15 protein-coding genes are annotated in these 14401 nt (G+C 72.6%); 7 read left to right on the top strand and 8 right to left on the bottom strand.

The features are described from left to right. Positions 1 to 12 precede the first annotated feature (12 nt). Together ACZ3J7_RS28975 and ACZ3J7_RS28970 are read right to left on the bottom strand one after the other, a co-directional pair. The gene (locus ACZ3J7_RS28975; RefSeq protein ID WP_465626106.1) at positions 13 to 765 is read right to left on the bottom strand and encodes an SDR family NAD(P)-dependent oxidoreductase; all 753 of its coding nucleotides are present in this window, start codon (positions 763 to 765) and stop codon (positions 13 to 15) included. 96 nt (positions 766 to 861) lie between these two features. Continuing rightward, complete coding sequence (locus ACZ3J7_RS28970; RefSeq protein WP_465626104.1) at positions 862 to 1512, bottom strand: NADPH-dependent F420 reductase; 651 nt, start codon at positions 1510 to 1512, stop codon at positions 862 to 864. 141 nt (positions 1513 to 1653) lie between these two features. Here ACZ3J7_RS28970 and ACZ3J7_RS28965 point away from each other — a divergent pair, with 141 nt between their 5' ends. After that, positions 1654 to 2286: a TetR/AcrR family transcriptional regulator gene (locus tag ACZ3J7_RS28965; protein ID WP_465626102.1), complete on the top strand. Its 633-nt coding sequence runs from the start codon at positions 1654 to 1656 to the stop codon at positions 2284 to 2286. A gap of 353 nt (positions 2287 to 2639) precedes the next feature. Here ACZ3J7_RS28965 and ACZ3J7_RS28960 read toward each other — a convergent pair whose 3' ends face one another. After that, positions 2640 to 4184: an MFS transporter gene (locus tag ACZ3J7_RS28960; RefSeq protein WP_465626100.1), complete on the bottom strand. Its 1545-nt coding sequence runs from the start codon at positions 4182 to 4184 to the stop codon at positions 2640 to 2642. A gap of 77 nt (positions 4185 to 4261) precedes the next feature. Between ACZ3J7_RS28960 and ACZ3J7_RS28955 the strand changes: the two genes are divergently transcribed. Then, positions 4262 to 5290, top strand: coding sequence for an Lrp/AsnC family transcriptional regulator (locus ACZ3J7_RS28955; RefSeq protein ID WP_465626098.1), 1029 nt, complete (start codon positions 4262 to 4264; stop codon positions 5288 to 5290). 157 nt (positions 5291 to 5447) lie between these two features. Here the strand turns inward: ACZ3J7_RS28955 and ACZ3J7_RS28950 are convergent, their stop codons facing one another. Beyond that, positions 5448 to 6398: an NADP-dependent oxidoreductase gene (locus ACZ3J7_RS28950; protein ID WP_465626262.1), complete on the bottom strand. Its 951-nt coding sequence runs from the start codon at positions 6396 to 6398 to the stop codon at positions 5448 to 5450. 86 nt (positions 6399 to 6484) lie between these two features. Here ACZ3J7_RS28950 and ACZ3J7_RS28945 point away from each other — a divergent pair, with 86 nt between their 5' ends. Together ACZ3J7_RS28945 and ACZ3J7_RS28940 are read left to right on the top strand one after the other, a co-directional pair. Beyond that, positions 6485 to 7057, top strand: coding sequence for a TetR/AcrR family transcriptional regulator (locus tag ACZ3J7_RS28945; protein WP_465626097.1), 573 nt, complete (start codon positions 6485 to 6487; stop codon positions 7055 to 7057). A gap of 343 nt (positions 7058 to 7400) precedes the next feature. Continuing rightward, entirely contained in the window at positions 7401 to 7886 is a 486-nt protein-coding gene (locus tag ACZ3J7_RS28940) for a substrate-binding domain-containing protein (protein WP_465626260.1), read from the top strand. Between the two features lie 401 nt (positions 7887 to 8287). On the opposite strand, the gene ACZ3J7_RS28935 is transcribed toward ACZ3J7_RS28940, so the two are convergent. After that, positions 8288 to 8875, bottom strand: a complete 588-nt coding sequence (locus ACZ3J7_RS28935; RefSeq protein WP_465626095.1) for an NADPH-dependent FMN reductase — start codon at positions 8873 to 8875, stop codon at positions 8288 to 8290. A gap of 88 nt (positions 8876 to 8963) precedes the next feature. Here ACZ3J7_RS28935 and ACZ3J7_RS28930 point away from each other — a divergent pair, with 88 nt between their 5' ends. Next, positions 8964 to 9431 (top strand): MarR family winged helix-turn-helix transcriptional regulator, encoded by a 468-nt coding sequence (locus tag ACZ3J7_RS28930; RefSeq protein WP_465626093.1) that lies wholly within the window; start codon positions 8964 to 8966, stop codon positions 9429 to 9431. 64 nt (positions 9432 to 9495) lie between these two features. Here the strand turns inward: ACZ3J7_RS28930 and ACZ3J7_RS28925 are convergent, their stop codons facing one another. Beyond that, positions 9496 to 9675, bottom strand: a complete 180-nt coding sequence (locus tag ACZ3J7_RS28925; protein WP_465626091.1) for a hypothetical protein — start codon at positions 9673 to 9675, stop codon at positions 9496 to 9498. Between the two features lie 263 nt (positions 9676 to 9938). Here ACZ3J7_RS28925 and ACZ3J7_RS28920 point away from each other — a divergent pair, with 263 nt between their 5' ends. Next, positions 9939 to 10391: an isocitrate lyase/phosphoenolpyruvate mutase family protein gene (locus ACZ3J7_RS28920; RefSeq protein ID WP_465626089.1), complete on the top strand. Its 453-nt coding sequence runs from the start codon at positions 9939 to 9941 to the stop codon at positions 10389 to 10391. A gap of 114 nt (positions 10392 to 10505) precedes the next feature. Here ACZ3J7_RS28920 and ACZ3J7_RS28915 read toward each other — a convergent pair whose 3' ends face one another. Together ACZ3J7_RS28915 and ACZ3J7_RS28910 are read right to left on the bottom strand one after the other, a co-directional pair. Further along, positions 10506 to 11795, bottom strand: coding sequence for an MFS transporter (locus ACZ3J7_RS28915; RefSeq protein ID WP_465626087.1), 1290 nt, complete (start codon positions 11793 to 11795; stop codon positions 10506 to 10508). Between the two features lie 78 nt (positions 11796 to 11873). After that, the gene (locus ACZ3J7_RS28910) at positions 11874 to 13331 is read right to left on the bottom strand and encodes an NB-ARC domain-containing protein (protein ID WP_465626085.1); all 1458 of its coding nucleotides are present in this window, start codon (positions 13329 to 13331) and stop codon (positions 11874 to 11876) included. Between the two features lie 219 nt (positions 13332 to 13550). On the opposite strand from ACZ3J7_RS28910, the gene ACZ3J7_RS28905 reads away from it, so the two are divergent. After that, positions 13551 to 14347, top strand: a protein-coding gene (locus tag ACZ3J7_RS28905) for an IS5 family transposase (RefSeq protein ID WP_465626258.1) whose coding sequence is annotated in 2 segments (ribosomal slippage) — positions 13551 to 13887 and positions 13887 to 14347 — 798 coding nt in all. Because the reading frame shifts where the segments join, the coding sequence is not laid out codon by codon here. Positions 14348 to 14401 lie beyond the last annotated feature (54 nt).

Genomic DNA, 14401 nt, shown 5'->3' with positions numbered 1-14401 from the left:
GCCTCGCGGTGGTCAGACCTGGTTCAGGCCGCCGTCCACGTAGAGGTTCGTGCCGGTGACGAAGCTGCTCTGGCCGCCGGCGAGGAAGAGGACCGCGGCGGCCACCTCCTCGGGGCGGGCGAGCCTGCCCATCGGCACCTGGTCCGCGAGCATCCGCCGGAACTCCGCCGCCTGTTCCGGGTCGTCCTGGAGGCCGGAGAGCCCGGGGGTCTCGGTCGGACCGGGGGCGACGGCGTTGACGCGGATGCCGCGCCCCTTGAGCTCGTTGGCCCAGGTGCGGGCGAACGAGCGCGTCGCCGCCTTGCCGGCCGCGTAGACGCCGAAGGCCGGTGCGCCGGTGTCGGCGTTCGTGGAGCCGTTCAGGATGACGGAGGCGCCGTCGTTGAGGAGCGGGAGGGCCTTCTGCACGGTGAACAGCGTGCCGCGGACGTTGACGGCGAAGTGGTGGTCGAAGTGCTCCTCGGTGACGTCCGCCAGCGGCGCGAACGCGGCGACGGCGGCGTTCGCGAACAGCACGTCCAGCCCTCGGCCCCGGGCGCGGACCGCCTCGTAGAGCCGGTCCAGGTCGTCCAGGTCCGCGACGTCGCCCGCCACCCCGGTGGCCGAGGCGGGACCGATCGCCGCGACCGCCGCGTCGAGTTCCGCCTCGCGGCGGCCGGTGATGAACACGTGCGCGCCTTCGGCCGCCATCAGCCGAGCGCTCGCCAGGCCGATTCCGGTGCTGCCGCCGGTGACGAGCGCGGTCTTGCCTTCCAGTGTTCCCATGGGTCGGGGTCCTCTCGGAGTGTGGTGCGTGCGGTGGTCGCGAAGTGCGGGTGACAGGGGTGTGGTCCGGGGCGGCGGCGGGACGCGGCCGGGGGTTCAGGCCACGATCGGGTGCGCCCGGGCGAGGTTGGCCGCGAGTTCCGCGCGGGTCTGGTGCAGGTGCGCGTGCCATGCGGGTTGGCCGGGGCCGCTGCGCCAGGACTCGCGCAGGGGGCTGTTGTCCACGGTGTCGAAGCCGAGTCGGTCGTAGAACCGGGTCACCAGGGCGACGGCCTGGGGGTGGTCGCTCGACACGGACAGCGCGTGACGTCCGGGTGTGCCCGCCGGGCTGCCCGAGGCCAGGAGCCGCGGAGCCTGGATGTGGGTGAAGGCCTTCGCCACCATCGAGGCGGGCAACTGCTCCTGGCGCAGCTCGTGCACGGTCCTCTCACCCGAGTCCACCGCGGGGAAGCGGCCGTCGCGCCACGGCATGTAGTTGTTGGTGTCGAGCACGATCTTTCCCGCGAGCTGGGCCGCGGGCATGTCGTTCACCGGCTTGAGCGGCACCGCCACGATGGCGAAGTCGCCTGCCGCGGCGGCGTCGGCGGGGGTCGCCGCGCGCGCGGCGGGGCCGAGGTCCGCGACCAGCCCGGCGAGGGTGTGCGGCCCCCGGGAGTTCGCGAGGACGACGCGGTAGCCGGCGCGGATCGCGGCCCGGGCGAGCGTGCCGCCGACCTCGCCCGCGCCGATGATTCCAATGGTGGGCATGCCTGACCGACCTCCGGACATGAGGGTTCACCTGGGAAAAGTTCCGCAGCGATCACTGCGGAAGTCGGACCCTACCCCTTCTGTATCGATCACTGCAAAACTATTCCGCAGTGATCGATGCAGAAGAGGTAGGGTGGTCGCGTGGAGACCGAACACAAGGCGCCGATCGGCCGGCCCCGAGCCTTCGACACCGAGGCGGCGCTGGAGCGCGCCATGCTCTTCTTCTGGGAGCACGGGTACGAGGGCGCCGGCCTGGCCGGCCTCACCAAGGCCATGGGCATCTCCACGACCAGCATGTACGCGGCCTTCGGCAACAAGGAGGAGCTGTTCCGCAAGGCCCTGGAGCGCTACACCGAGGGCCCGAGCGCCTACCTGGCCCGTGCCCTGGAGGAGCCGACGGCACGCGGCGTGGCGACCGCCCTCCTCTCCGGCACCGTGCGCACCACGACCTTCCCGGCCCGCCCCCACGGCTGTCTGGGCGTCCAGGGCGCCCTGGCCACCGGCACCTCGGCCGACAGTGTCCGCGACCTGCTCGCCGCGTGGCGCCAGGACGGCTGCAACCGCCTGCGGGAACGCTTCGAGCGAGCCGTAGACGAGGGCGACCTGCCGGCGGCCACCGACGCCGGGCTGCTCGGCCGCTACGTCAGCACCCTCGCCTTCGGCATCGCCGTCCAGGCCGCGAGCGGCATCGGCCGCGACGAACTCCAGCACATGGTCGACGCCGCGCTCGCCGTCTGGCCCCCGCTGGCGGCCGCCTCCGACGCTGCGATGTGACGTCGCGACGGGGCGCCCGACGCGATCGTCACCGCAGAAGCCCCCACTGCCGCCGCTGAGGCCGGGCGCCCGCCGGCCCTGGACCGGAGGATGCTTGCCCTCGATCCGTCCCTGCCCACCCCACCCGTCCCGGGCCTGCGCCTACGTCGTGGAGACGCCCACCCCGGGACGCGAAGCCGGGGCACGGATGGTCGAGACGTTCGACGGGCCGGATGCGGCCGGGCACCGCGCACCGACCCGGTGAGGCGATCCCCGGCCCGCGTCCCGTGAACGAGGCCAGGCACTCACCGGCGGACGCCCTTGTGACGGATCGCCCGGCTTCGGCGCCCGCGCCGCCCGCCGTCCCGCCCCGCCTACGCCCGCGCCTCCACCCGTTCCCCCGCAGGCTCAGCCGCGTGCTCCGCCGCCGGCTCGCGCAGCAGCAGCGAGACCACCGCCCCGCCGACCACGCCCAGCGCACCGGCCACGAGGAAGGTCGTGCCCAGCGCGCCGCCGACGGCCGCGTGGATCGCCGCGTCGAGGGTCGCCCGCGAGCCGGCCGGGGCAGCCGCCAGGACCGCGGCGGACCCGCCACTGGTCACAGCGTGCGCGATCTCCGCGCCTCCCGGAAGGAGGGCGTCGACCCGGGCGCTGAAGATGCTGCCCAGCACGCCGATGCCCGCCGCGAACCCGAGCTGGCGTCCCGTGTTCACCGCGCCGGCGGCCATCCCGCCGCGTTCGCGCGGGACCGCGGCCATCGCCGCGGCGACGACCGTCGGGATCACGACACCGGACCCGATCCCGATCACGGCCAGCCCGGGCAGGACCGCGGCCCATCCGGAGCCGCCGTCGAGGCCGAGCATGAGCAGGTCGCCGACGCCGATGACCGCAAGGCCGCCGCCGACCGTCCAGCGGGGCGACGCGCCGTGCAGCACGCGACCCAGGCCGCTGGCCACGAGGAAGGCGACCCCGCTCAGTGGCAGCGTCACCAGACCGGCCGAGATCGCGCCGAGGCCGAGCACGGTCTGCAGCCAGATCGACACGTAGATCAGGCCGGCGAAGGCGGAGATCGAGAGCAGCGCCGCGGCGGTCAACGCGAGCACGAACGAGCGGCGGCGCAGTATGGCCAGGTCCAGCATGGGTTCGGCCACGCGCCGCTCGATGGCCACGAACGCACCCAGCGCGGCGACGCAGACGGCCAGCGTCCCGAGCGTCTGCCCGGAGCCCCAGCCCTCCTCGGCGGCCCGCACCAGGGCGAAGGTCAGCGCGGCCGCGGCCAGGGTGAAGGCGCCGCCGCCGGCCCAGTCGATCCGCGGGCGCTGCGGGAGGCGCGACTCGCCGAGCGTGCGCCGGGCCATGACGATCGTCGCCAGACCGATCGGGATGTTGACGAAGAAGATCCAGCGCCAGGAGAGGCCCTGGGCGAGCAGGCCGCCCACGATCGGGCCGGCAGCGACCGCGGCACCCGAGGTCGCGCCCCAGATGCCGAAGGCAGTGCCGAGGTCACGGCCGCAGTAGGCCGTGTTGAGCAGGGCGATGGTCGTCGCGAGCATCGCCGCGGCGCCCGCGCCCTGCACGAACCGCGCGGCGACCAGCACTCCGACGGACGGCGCGATGCCGCAGACCAGCGACGCGGCGACGAACACCGCGAGGCCGACCGCGTAGGTGCGGCGGCGGCCGGCGGCGTCGGCGATCGACCCGACGAGGAGCAGGAGCGCGGCGAGCGCGAGCGCGTAGGCGTCGACCACCCACTGGAGGCCGGTGAACGAGGCCTCCAGCGCGGTCGACATGTCGGGCAGCGCGACGTTCACGATCGAGACGTCCAGGAGCAGCATGAACGTGCCCAGGCAGATCGCGAGCAGTGGTGCCCAGCGTCCGCGCCCGGTCGCGACGGTGGTGGGAGAAGCGGAAGAGGTCATGCACCGACGGTCACGCACGCCCCGGATCACGACCAGTGAATCGGCGTTCCCCGTGGAATTCCGCCACAATCGTGGCCGTGGAGACGAGAACCACCATCATCGACCCGCTGGACCGCCGGATCATGAGCGCGCTCCAGTTCGACGGGCGCGCCTCGTTCCGGCGCATCGCCCGGGCGCTCGGCTCCTCGGAGCAGACGGTCGCCCGCCGCTACCGGCGTCTGCGCGAGGCCGGCGTCCTGCGCGTCGTCGTCCTCCCCGATCCGCGCGCGTCGCGCGAGAGCCTGTTCGTCCGCATTCGCACGGCCCCGGGCGCGGCAGAGCCGATCGGCGCCGCGCTCGCCCGCAGGCCCGACGTCTCGTGGGTCACGCTCGCCGCGGCCGGGACCGAGGTGACGTGCGCGCTGCGGGCCGACGACCCGCGCGACCGCGACGAGCTCGTCCTGAGGAACCTCCCGCGCCTGAGCCAGGTCACCGACGTCTCGACGGCCTCGTTGCTGCACGTCTTCGCCGGAACCGGCCTGCACGAGTGGCAGGGCTTCGACGCGCGCCTGGACGCCCGGGAGATCGCCGCGCTCGGCACCCGCTCGCGCCGCGGCGTCCCCGTGCGCCGCACCGCCGACGAGCCCGGTCTCACCCCCGACGACGACGCGCTCCTCGCGCCGCTCGCCGCCGACGGCCGCATCTCCTACGCGGCGCTGGCCGCCGCCACCGGGCGCAACGGGAGCGCGGTCGCCCGGCGGGTCGAGGCGCTCCTGGAGCGCGGGTTGCTCTTCGTCGACGTCGAAGTCGCCTACGCCCTGATCGGGTTCCGCGCGGCCGCGACCCTCTGGCTCACCGTTGCCCCGGCCGACATCCACCGGGTCGGCGGCGAGATCGCCCTGCACCCGGAGGTCGGCTTCGTCGGCGCCGTGTCCGGTCCGGCCAGCCTCGTCGTCGCCGTCACCTGCCGCGACACCGCCGACCTGTACCGCTACATCACCGAGCGCCTGGCCCCGATCGCCGCGATCCGACAGCACGAGGTCACCATCACCGTGCGCCACCTCAAGCAGGCGGGCACCGTCATGGACGGCGACCGCCTGCCGCGTCTCTGGACGGTTGACGTGTGATCAGCGGCCGTGGGCCGCGCGTGCCCGTCCAGGTGGTCAGGTGGTCCGGCGCGCGGGGTCGGCCCGGTCGCTCCCGATCGCCCGGCCCCGCAGGACCGCGCCCGTCGCCCGCAACGCGCCGAACCCGGCTCCGTCGTCGGCCGGGTCGGGCGGGTGGTCACAGGACGAGGACGAGCTTGCCGCCGGGGCGGCGGGATCGGCTGAGCTCGGCCGCTTCCCGGATCCGGTCGAGGGTGTAGGTGCGGGCGACCGGCACGACCAGGACGCCTTCGCCGGCGAGCCTGGCGAACTCGTCCATCCGGTCGTAGCGGATCTCGGTAGTGGTCCGGACACCCAGTTCGGCCGCGGCGGCGAAGTCCGAGAGGGTGAGGACGCGGTCGGGATCCCCGGTCAGCCCGATCAGCGTGGGCAGCGAGCCGCCGGCCGGACCGGGCAGGTCGGGGCGGTCGATCCGGCCCCCGGTCGGCGTGGCGTCCAGGGCGCGGTCCACCGGGCCCTGGGCCAGTTCGCTGACGCGCCCGGCCATGCCCTCGCCGTAGGCGGTCACCCGGGCGCCGATCCTTCCCAGGGCGGCGGCGCGAGTCGGCCCGGCCGTGGCGATCACCCGAATGCCCCGGTGCAGCGCGAAGCGCACCGCCGCCTCGCCCACGGTGGTGCCCGCGCCGTGGACGAGCAGCAGCTCACCCGGCTGTACGTCGAGGTCGTCGAGCGCGCGCCACGCCGTTTCGGCCGCCATCGGCAGCGCGGCGGCCTGCTCGGCGCTCACGCCCTCGGGGATGCGGGCCCAGACCGGCATCAGCGCGTACTCGGCGGCGCCGGCCGTCGGGCCGTCGAAGGCGGCCGGGCCGAACACGCGGTCGCCGACCCGGACGCCGGTGACACCCTCGCCGAGCGCGTCGACGGTGCCCGCGACCTCGAACCCGAGCCCGCGGGGCAGCGGGGGCAGACGGTCGGCGAGGAGACCGTCGACGACGTGCCAGTCGGCCGGTGTCAGGCCGCACGCCCGCACGGCGATCCGGATCTGTCCGGGCCCCGGCTGCGGCGGTGGGACGTCGCGGAGCACGATCACGTCCGGAGGACCGAACCGGTCGAATTGCAGAGCCTTCACGATGATCTCCAACATGATGACAGCATCTGTTGTCATCGACCCTACCAGGATGTGACGACAGCCTCTGCCGTCATATCCTGGTGGGCATGCCACGATGGGATTCCGACGCGCAGGGCCGACTCGAGCGCGCGGCGCTCGAACTCTTCGAGGCCCAGGGGTTCGAGCGCACCTCGGTCGCCCAGATCGCGGGCGCCGCCGGCCTGAAGGAGCGCTCCTTCTACCGCTACTTCCCCGACAAGCGGGAAGTCCTCTTCGCCGGAGACGGGCTGGAGGCCCACCTCGTGGCGCAGGTCGAGGCGGCCGACCCGGACCTCGCCCCGATCGAGGTGCTGCTGACCGCACTGGGCGCCGCGGAGGAGGTCGTCGGTCCGCGTGAGTTCCTGCTGCGCCGTGGAAGAGTGATCGCCGCCAACCCGGCACTGGCCGAGCGCGATCTGATCAAGCTCGCCGACATCGCCGACGCGCTGGCGTCGGCGCTGGAGCGCCGCGGCGTCGAGCCCGGAAGGGCGCGCTTCATCATCGACGTGGTGCTGGCGATCCACCGGCGCGCCCTGCCCCGCTGGCTGGCCGAGCCGGACACCACCCTCGCCCAGCTCATGGCCCAGGCCGCCGCCGAGCTGCGCGAGGTGGTCGCACCGTCGGCTCCCACGACCCGCTGAACCGGCCGGACCGCTCAGGCCGCGTGGGCGCGTGTCGGGCGGGTGAGGCGTCCGGCGACACCGCCCCGGCAGAAGCCGCTCTCGTCGACGGGGGCGAGCGGCAGGTCGGCGCGCCGCCGCTCGACCGGGTCGGGGTTGGCGAGGAAGCCGCGACCGAAGGCGACGAGACCGGCGCCCGGCCGCTGGACCGCGACCGGCAGGGAACGCGGCTCACCGAGGCCGGCGGCGCCTTCCCGCCCCGCGCCGGGGCTCTGCCGCGCTCCGCGCCGCGGGCGAGAGGCGCGGCCCGGCCCGCCCGGGTCGTGGTCGGCGCTACACCACCGGACTCGTCGCCACCCCGGCCCTGCTCGGCTTCCGCCGCCGCCACCCCGACGCCGACGCGCGGACCCCGCTCCTGGAGTGGAACGAGCCGCGCCGGGCCCTGCTCGACCACCGCGTCGACACCGTGGTGACCCGACTGCCGCTGCGCACGGACGGCCTGGACGTGACCGTCCTGTGCGACGAGCCCCGGATGCTGCCGGGATCCGTGCAGCACCGGCCGGCGGGCAGGGAAGCCGTGACGATCGACGACATCGCCGACGAGCCCGTCCCGCGTTTCGCCGACGCCGAGTGGAGCGCCTCCTGGCGCCTCGATCCGCGCCCCCGCGGGGACCCCGCGCCGGACGGCCCGTTCGTCGACACCGTCGAGGACAAGCTGGAGTTCGTCGCCGCCGGACAGACCGTGGCCGTCGTCCCGGCCACCCGGGCGGGCGGCCGCGGCCGCCTGGTCGCCGCTGTCACCAAGTCCGTCCGCGACTGCCTCCGCGCGCAGCCCGGTGGGGTTCGGTGAGGGCGCGGGCGGGCGGACGATCAGGGCATTCCGAACGTCACGTCCTCCCCCGGGCGCCGGCGGGGTGGGGCCGGTGGCCGACGGGGCGAGTCAGAGCCGATCGCCAGGCTGCCGATCCGGTGGGTGACTCGATCGCCGCCTTCAGGCCGCGGTTCGGGCGGGTCGGGCTCCGGCGCACCCCTCCCGGGCGGCTCCTTCCGGATCCGCCCGGGCAGTCGCCCGGGCGGACGGTGACGATCGCCCGGCCCCTTGGGTGCCGCACCCTGGCAACAGGTTCTCCCAGCGCGCGACGCCGAGTCGGCAGTCAGCGGCCGGCAGTCGGCGGCCGGAGCTTCAGTGCCTCCCGGGCGGCGTCCGCCTGCTCGCCGCGTCCTGGCGCGCGATCGGCCGCGAACCGGGCCTCAGGCGGCCTCGGCCGTCCGCGCCTTGGCCCTGCGCACCTCCCGCAACGCGGCGGACCAGGCGGTCAGCTGATCGAGCATGCCGGCCACGGCGGTGTCGAGGCCCTCCTGGGGGACGAAGGCGCCGGTGCGGAACGAGGGGTGCGTGGAGACGGTGGGCTGGGTGCGCACGGTGGCCACCTGGAGTTCGGCGAGGACGAGCCGAAGCGCCTCGGCGGCCCGGGCTCCGGCGGCCCAGCCGCCGTAGCTGATGATCCCGGCGGCCTTGTCGTTCCACTCCCGGTAGACGTAGTCCAAGGCGTTCTTCAGGGCTCCGGGATAGGAGTGGTTGTACTCGGGGACGAGGAACACGTAGCCGTCGAAGCCGTCGACGAGTGCGCCCCAGGCACGGGTGTGGTCGTGCCGGTACTGCTGGAGGTTCGGGTTGCCTGGCTCGTCCAGGTTGCCGAGGTCGTGGTCGGCGAGGTCGAGGAGTTCGTAGTCGGCGCCGCCGTGGGCGCGGGCGGCCTCCAGCGCCCAGGCGGCGATCTGGTCGCCGCGGCGTCCGGGGCGGGTGCTTCCGAGGATGAGCGCGATGCGGAGCGGCATGGTCTTCCCTCCAGGAGAGTTGTCACGTCAACTCTAGGCGGGCACGAGTTGACGTGACAACTCTCCTGGTCGCGGTAGTCTCGGCGGCATGACGGAGACTCGATCGCTGGAACCCGAGGAGTGGGAGCTCTGGGACGCCTGGATGCGCGCGCAGCGCCTGCTCGCCAGGGAACTGGAGCGTGGCCTGCAGCGTGACTGCGACATCTCGAAACCCGAGTTCAGCGTGCTGGTGACACTGTGGCGGGCCGCCGGCAGCGAGATGCGGGTCGGCGAGCTCTCCGAGTCACTCGACTGGGACAAGAGCCGCGTCTCGCACCAGCTGACGCGGATGGAGAAACGCGGCTTCGTCAAGCGCACCCAGTACGGGGCCGACGGTCGCCGCGCGGGGGTCGGACTGACCGCCCAGGGGCGCCGCGCCGCCCAGAGTGCCATCCTCGTGCACGGCGGCAACATCCGCCGCCACTTCCTCGACTCGCTGACCCCCGAGCAGGAATCGGTCATCCGGGCCTGGAGCGAGCAGACGGTCGACCGCATGGAGCCGGGCTCCGCCGAGTGAACGGCACGGTCCCGTCCGCCGGCAGTCGGCCGTCGGCGCGATCTGCCGACCGCGTTCGCGGGAGTCAACGGAGGCAGGTCCGCCGCCACTCGGCCAGCGGCACGTTCTGGGCGGCGTCGGCCCCCAGGACGACCTGCCCGCAGGAGCCCCGCCACCCGGGCCTGAACGAGTCCCGCAGCACGGCTTCGAGCCGGTGCACGAGGTCCCGGAAGCAGCGCCCGGCCGGCTCGTCCTCGGCCGCCACGCGCGTCCGCCCTCGAACGGTTCCACCCTGGCACGTGTACCGAATGCGTACCGGGACACCACAGGCCCCCCGCCCCCGAGGGGGTGGAGGGCCTGCGGCCTGCGGTCACACTCGTGCCCCAGACAGGAATCGAACCTGCGACACCGGCTTTAGGAGATCTTCCAGGGCAGGGACCTGACCTGTGTCGATGCATGCCGCACCGGCCTTGACCTGCGTAGATTCCTTTCACTGCTTCGCGCCGACCCGCAACCCTTCTCACTCCCGTGTGCACTGAATCCGCACAGCGGATCCGAGCGGCTCGGGCGGCGGCGGCTGCCGCCGACGGTGACCTCGTGGTCAACGCGCGCACTGACACCTACCTCCGTCAGGTCGGTCCGGAGGGTACGCGCCTCGACGCCACGTTGGAGCGGCTTGCGATCTATCGCGCCGCCGGTGCCGACAGCCTGTTCGTCCCCGGTGTCGTCGACGAGCCGACGATCGAGGCGCTGGCCGACGCCGTGGACGGCCCGTTGAACATCATGGCGGGCCCGGGTGCCCCCTCGGTCCGGCGTCTGGGCGAGTTGGGCGTCGCCCGGGTCAGCGTCGGTCCCTTGCTCACCCAGATCGCGTTGGAGAGCACGCGGAGGGCGGCGGTCGCGCTGCTCGGCGTCGGCGGCTACGGCGACACCGCCGACACGATCGACTTCGGTACGATCAATGGAGCGTTCACGCGCTGAGGGCGCGTCGCCGTGCCCGTGATACTCGATTCACGCGCGAGCGCGCCAGGTGTGCCGGCTCCGGCCACCTGACGCGCTCGTCCGGTTCATTCCGTACGGCCGCTCACCGCCTCGTCAGGGCACGGCGTCCTCCTGCGGGGCGGCATCTTCCCGCGGCGCGGGATCCTCTCGCGGCGCGGCGTCCGCCCGCGGCGCCATCGAGACCAGGGCGAGGACCGCCGAGACCAAGCCCAGCAGGCCGCAGACCCACCACACCCCGCGATGCAACGCCTCCCAGACCGCGACGCCGAAGACCGGGCCCAGTGCCAGTCCGAGCCCGAACGACGCCTGATGCGCGGCGATGTAGCGGGCCTTCACCGTGTCCGGGAAGGTCGCCGGGTACGAGAACATCATCGGTCCGCTGAACATCGCCCCGAACGCGACCAGGAGCGTGGCGATGAAAAGAACGGTCACGTTCAGTGTGGCCAGCGCGTACCCGATCAGCCCGATGCCGAAGACCGCCTGACCGAACGCGCTGACCCGGTGGGCCGGACGGTTCTGGGTGTACGAGGTCACCTTCAGTTCGAACAGGATGAGCGTCAGCGACGAGACCACCAGAACGGCGCTGTAGACCGCGGTGGGATATCCGTCGGCGGTGATCTGCAGCGGCAGGGCGACGTAGTACTGGCCGTAGATCACGGCGCCGAGCAGCATCGAGAGCAGGAAGAGCAGGAACCGGCCGTCCCGCAGAAGAGCGAGATAGGCACTCCGGGTGGGGACGTTCGTCCGCTCCTGAGCCCTGGTCGACGTGCCGGCCGGGAAGAAGATCGAAGCCAGGCCGGCGTACGCCAGGGCCGTCAGGCCGTCCACCCAGAACAACAGGTCCCAGTCGACCAGCACCAGCGCGGCCGCGATCAGCGGGCCGAGTGCCGAGCCGGCGCTGATCGCCGTGCGCTGCATGGCGAAGGCCATCACCCGGTTCTCGGCCGGCATCAGCTCCGCCAGCAGCACGGACGACGCCGGACGATAGGCCTGGGTGGCGAGACCGGCCAGTCCGACGACGACCAGCAGCACTCCGTAGAGCGCCGGCGTGGCCAGCCAGGGGACTATCGAGATCAGAACCGCCGAGACGGTCATGGCACCGATGATCGTGTTCCGCGGACCCGCTCGGTGCGTCACCTCCCCACCGGTCAGGGTGCCCAACACGGCTCCCGCGCTGTAGACGGTGAGCGCGATGCCGGCTTGACCGACCGAGAAACGGTTCACGGTCAGATAGAGCAGCAGAAAGCTCTGCGCGAAGGCACCGGCCTGGTTGACCAATATGCCCCCGAGCAGGTACCTGACCGGGACCGGGGTAGCTCGGAAACTCGCGAGAACGCTCGGCGAATCCGGACGTTTATCAGAGTTTTTTGTGATGCTCGCCATGGGCACGATCCCAGCAGGGACGTTAATTGACCGCCAGGACGCCGATGCCGGAACAATCAATTCCGTGGCCGGGGCGCCTCATCCGCAGTCGTACCAGAAGCCGCTGAGGGCAGGCTCGTGGGGGACCGGTCCGGATCGCGGGACCGAGCGCAGCACGGGTCGCCGCGGCACCTCCAGCGCGCGCACACTGCGGCGCTCGACGTCGAGCATCTCCCGGAGGAACGCCCCGACCAGCCGCAGTGAGTAGTAACGTCCGGTCGTCGCGGACCGCCAGAGCAGGCCCGCGTCGACGCTCGACTCCAGCCTGGTTTCGGCCGTTGCCTGCGGTATGTCCAGAACCGAGGCGGCGGTGGCCGCCGTGGTTCCGTCGGACAGGTGGTGGGTCAGGAAGAGCAGAGCCGAGCGGGTACCCTCCGGCAACCGTCGGTAGGCGGCGGCGAGCCGGTCGCGGAGCTTGACATCGCCGACAGCGATCAACTCCAACGCCAGGTCGGGGCGGCTCAGCTGGTCGGCGACCGAGCGGATGGTTTGCTCAGGCCGCGCCGCGAGCCGGCGGCCGAGCAGGTTGAGCGCCAGCGGGGAGTTGCCGCAGGCGTCGGCGACGGCGGATACGGCATCGCACTCGGCCCGCGTCCGCGCCGCCCCGGCGATCCGGCTGAGAAGGGTGACCGACGCCTCGTTGCTGAGGGCACAGAGCTCAATGCGATGCGTGTCGTCGAGTCCGAGCAGCCGGGCCCGGCTGGTGACGAGGGTCAGGCTCTGTCCCGACGCGCCGATCAGCGGGCGGATCTGCTCCTCGTCCTTGACCCCGTCGAGCAGTACGAGCAGTCGGCGTTCCGCAAGCATCGAGCGATAGAGATTGACCTGCTGGATCGGGTCCGCGGGGAGTAACTCCGGCGGCAGGCCCAGCGCGTGGAGAAAGCCGGTCGCGACGTGGTGGGCGCCCGCCCCGGGATCCGTACAGTTCAGGTTCGCGAAGAGCTGGCCGTCCGGGTAGTCGTTCGATGCCATGGCGGCCAGGCGCAGCGCGAGTGCGGTCTTGCCCATACCGACCGGACCGGTGATCAGCAGCGGACGTCGGTGGTCGGCGTCGAGCCGCATATGGCTTATCGCTTCGGCCGTGATCGACTCCCGGCCGACGAACGTGGTGAGACCCCGGGGGATCTGCTTCGGCCGCGGCAGGCGCGTCACGGCGGGAACGGACCTCCGCCCGCGCTTGCCAGTCGCGCTGGAATACTGCCCGGCCGATGCGGCGTCCACCTTGTAGACGCCCAGATGCCGGGCGAGCCAGCGCCAACGGTGTTCCCACTCCTGCTGATCGCCACCGCATGCCGCGACGAACGCCAGTGTCACCGGCAGTGTCGGAAGACGATGGCCGCTCGCGGCGCTGGAGAGGACCGACGGGGCGAAGAGCGCGACCTTGGCAAGATCCCGGTAGCTCGGCTTTCCGGAGCTTTCTCGTAGAGCTCGCAGATCATTGGCGAACTCCGCCAGTGGCCCGGCGTCGGGGTCGATCAGACGTTCAGGCCTGGCCACGACTCTCCTCATATCACATCGCAGTGCGGCGCACGGGGACGGTCTGGAGTGTGCAGGCATTCGCGTCGAATCTCCGGCCAGCATACTTTCGTACGGGTTTGCGACGCGCATAGGCCCACAGCCGTGGAGCCACTTTGAACGGCTTTCAGGCGTCTCCACCATAGTGGATCTCCCACTAAGAAGACATCTCATTTGGGTTTGTAAGCTGCTCGCGTGACGATCGTGGAGCGCTTGGTGCCGGACGAGCTGTGGGAGCTGTTCCAGTTGGTGGTGCCGCCGGCGCCGAGTCGGCCGCAGGGTGGTGGTCGGCGCCGCTACGGGGACCGCGAGGTGCTGGCGGCGATCGTCTTCGTCGCCACGTCGGGGTGCACGTGGGCCCAACTTCCGCCCTGCTTCGGCCCGTCCGGGCCCACCGCGCACCGGCGCTTCACCGAGTGGAGCAAGGCCAGGGTCTGGGCCGAGCTCCATCGGGTCGTCCTGGACGAGCTCGGCGCGCAAGGCGAGTCGGACTGGTCGCGGTGCGCGGTCGACTCGGTGAACACGCGGGCCCTGAAAAAGGGGAGCTGACAGGTCCGAATCCTGTCGATCGGGGCACGTACGGGTCGAAGATCCACCTGCTCACCGAACGTACCGGCCTGCCCCTGTCACTCGCCGCCTCCGGCGCCAACGTCCATGGCAGCCAGGCCCTGATCCCGCTCGTCGAGGCGATCCCACCGATCCGCTCACGCCGCGGACCCAGGCACCGCAGGCCAGGCAAACTGCACGCCGACAAAGCCTACGACCACCGCTTCATCCGCTCCTACCTGCGACGACGACAGATCCCGGCCCGCATCGCCCGCCGGGGCATCGACTCCTCCCGGCGCCTCGGCCGCCACCGCTGGGTGATCGAGCGCACCGTGGCCCGGTTCGGCGCCTTCCGCCGACTGCACCGCCGCTACGAACGCAAGGCCGACCACTTCGCCGCCTTCGTCAGCATCGCCGCCGCCCTCATCTGCACCCGCCGAATCCCCAAATGAGATGGCTTCTGAATGCGTACCGGGACGCCGCAGGCCCCCCGCCCCCGAGGGGGT

The organism is Kitasatospora sp. NPDC015121, assembly GCF_055562955.1.
The sequence above is the reverse complement of the archived record's forward strand: the minus strand, read 5'-3'. Positions and strand labels throughout refer to the sequence as shown.

Bases quoted from the DNA above. Each gene is read 5' to 3' on its own strand.
- ACZ3J7_RS28975 (WP_465626106.1), bottom strand. From the start codon at position 765: ATGGGAACACTGGAAGGCAAGACCGCGCTCGTCACCGGCGGCAGCACC.
- ACZ3J7_RS28970 (WP_465626104.1), bottom strand. From the start codon at position 1,512: ATGCCCACCATTGGAATCATCGGCGCGGGCGAGGTCGGCGGCACGCTC.
- ACZ3J7_RS28960 (WP_465626100.1), bottom strand. From the start codon at position 4,184: ATGACCTCTTCCGCTTCTCCCACCACCGTCGCGACCGGGCGCGGACGC.
- ACZ3J7_RS28945 (WP_465626097.1), top strand. From the start codon at position 6,485: ATGCCACGATGGGATTCCGACGCGCAGGGCCGACTCGAGCGCGCGGCG.
- ACZ3J7_RS28935 (WP_465626095.1), bottom strand. From the start codon at position 8,875: ATGCCGCTCCGCATCGCGCTCATCCTCGGAAGCACCCGCCCCGGACGC.
- ACZ3J7_RS28930 (WP_465626093.1), top strand. From the start codon at position 8,964: ATGACGGAGACTCGATCGCTGGAACCCGAGGAGTGGGAGCTCTGGGAC.
- ACZ3J7_RS28915 (WP_465626087.1), bottom strand. From the start codon at position 11,795: ATGGCGAGCATCACAAAAAACTCTGATAAACGTCCGGATTCGCCGAGC.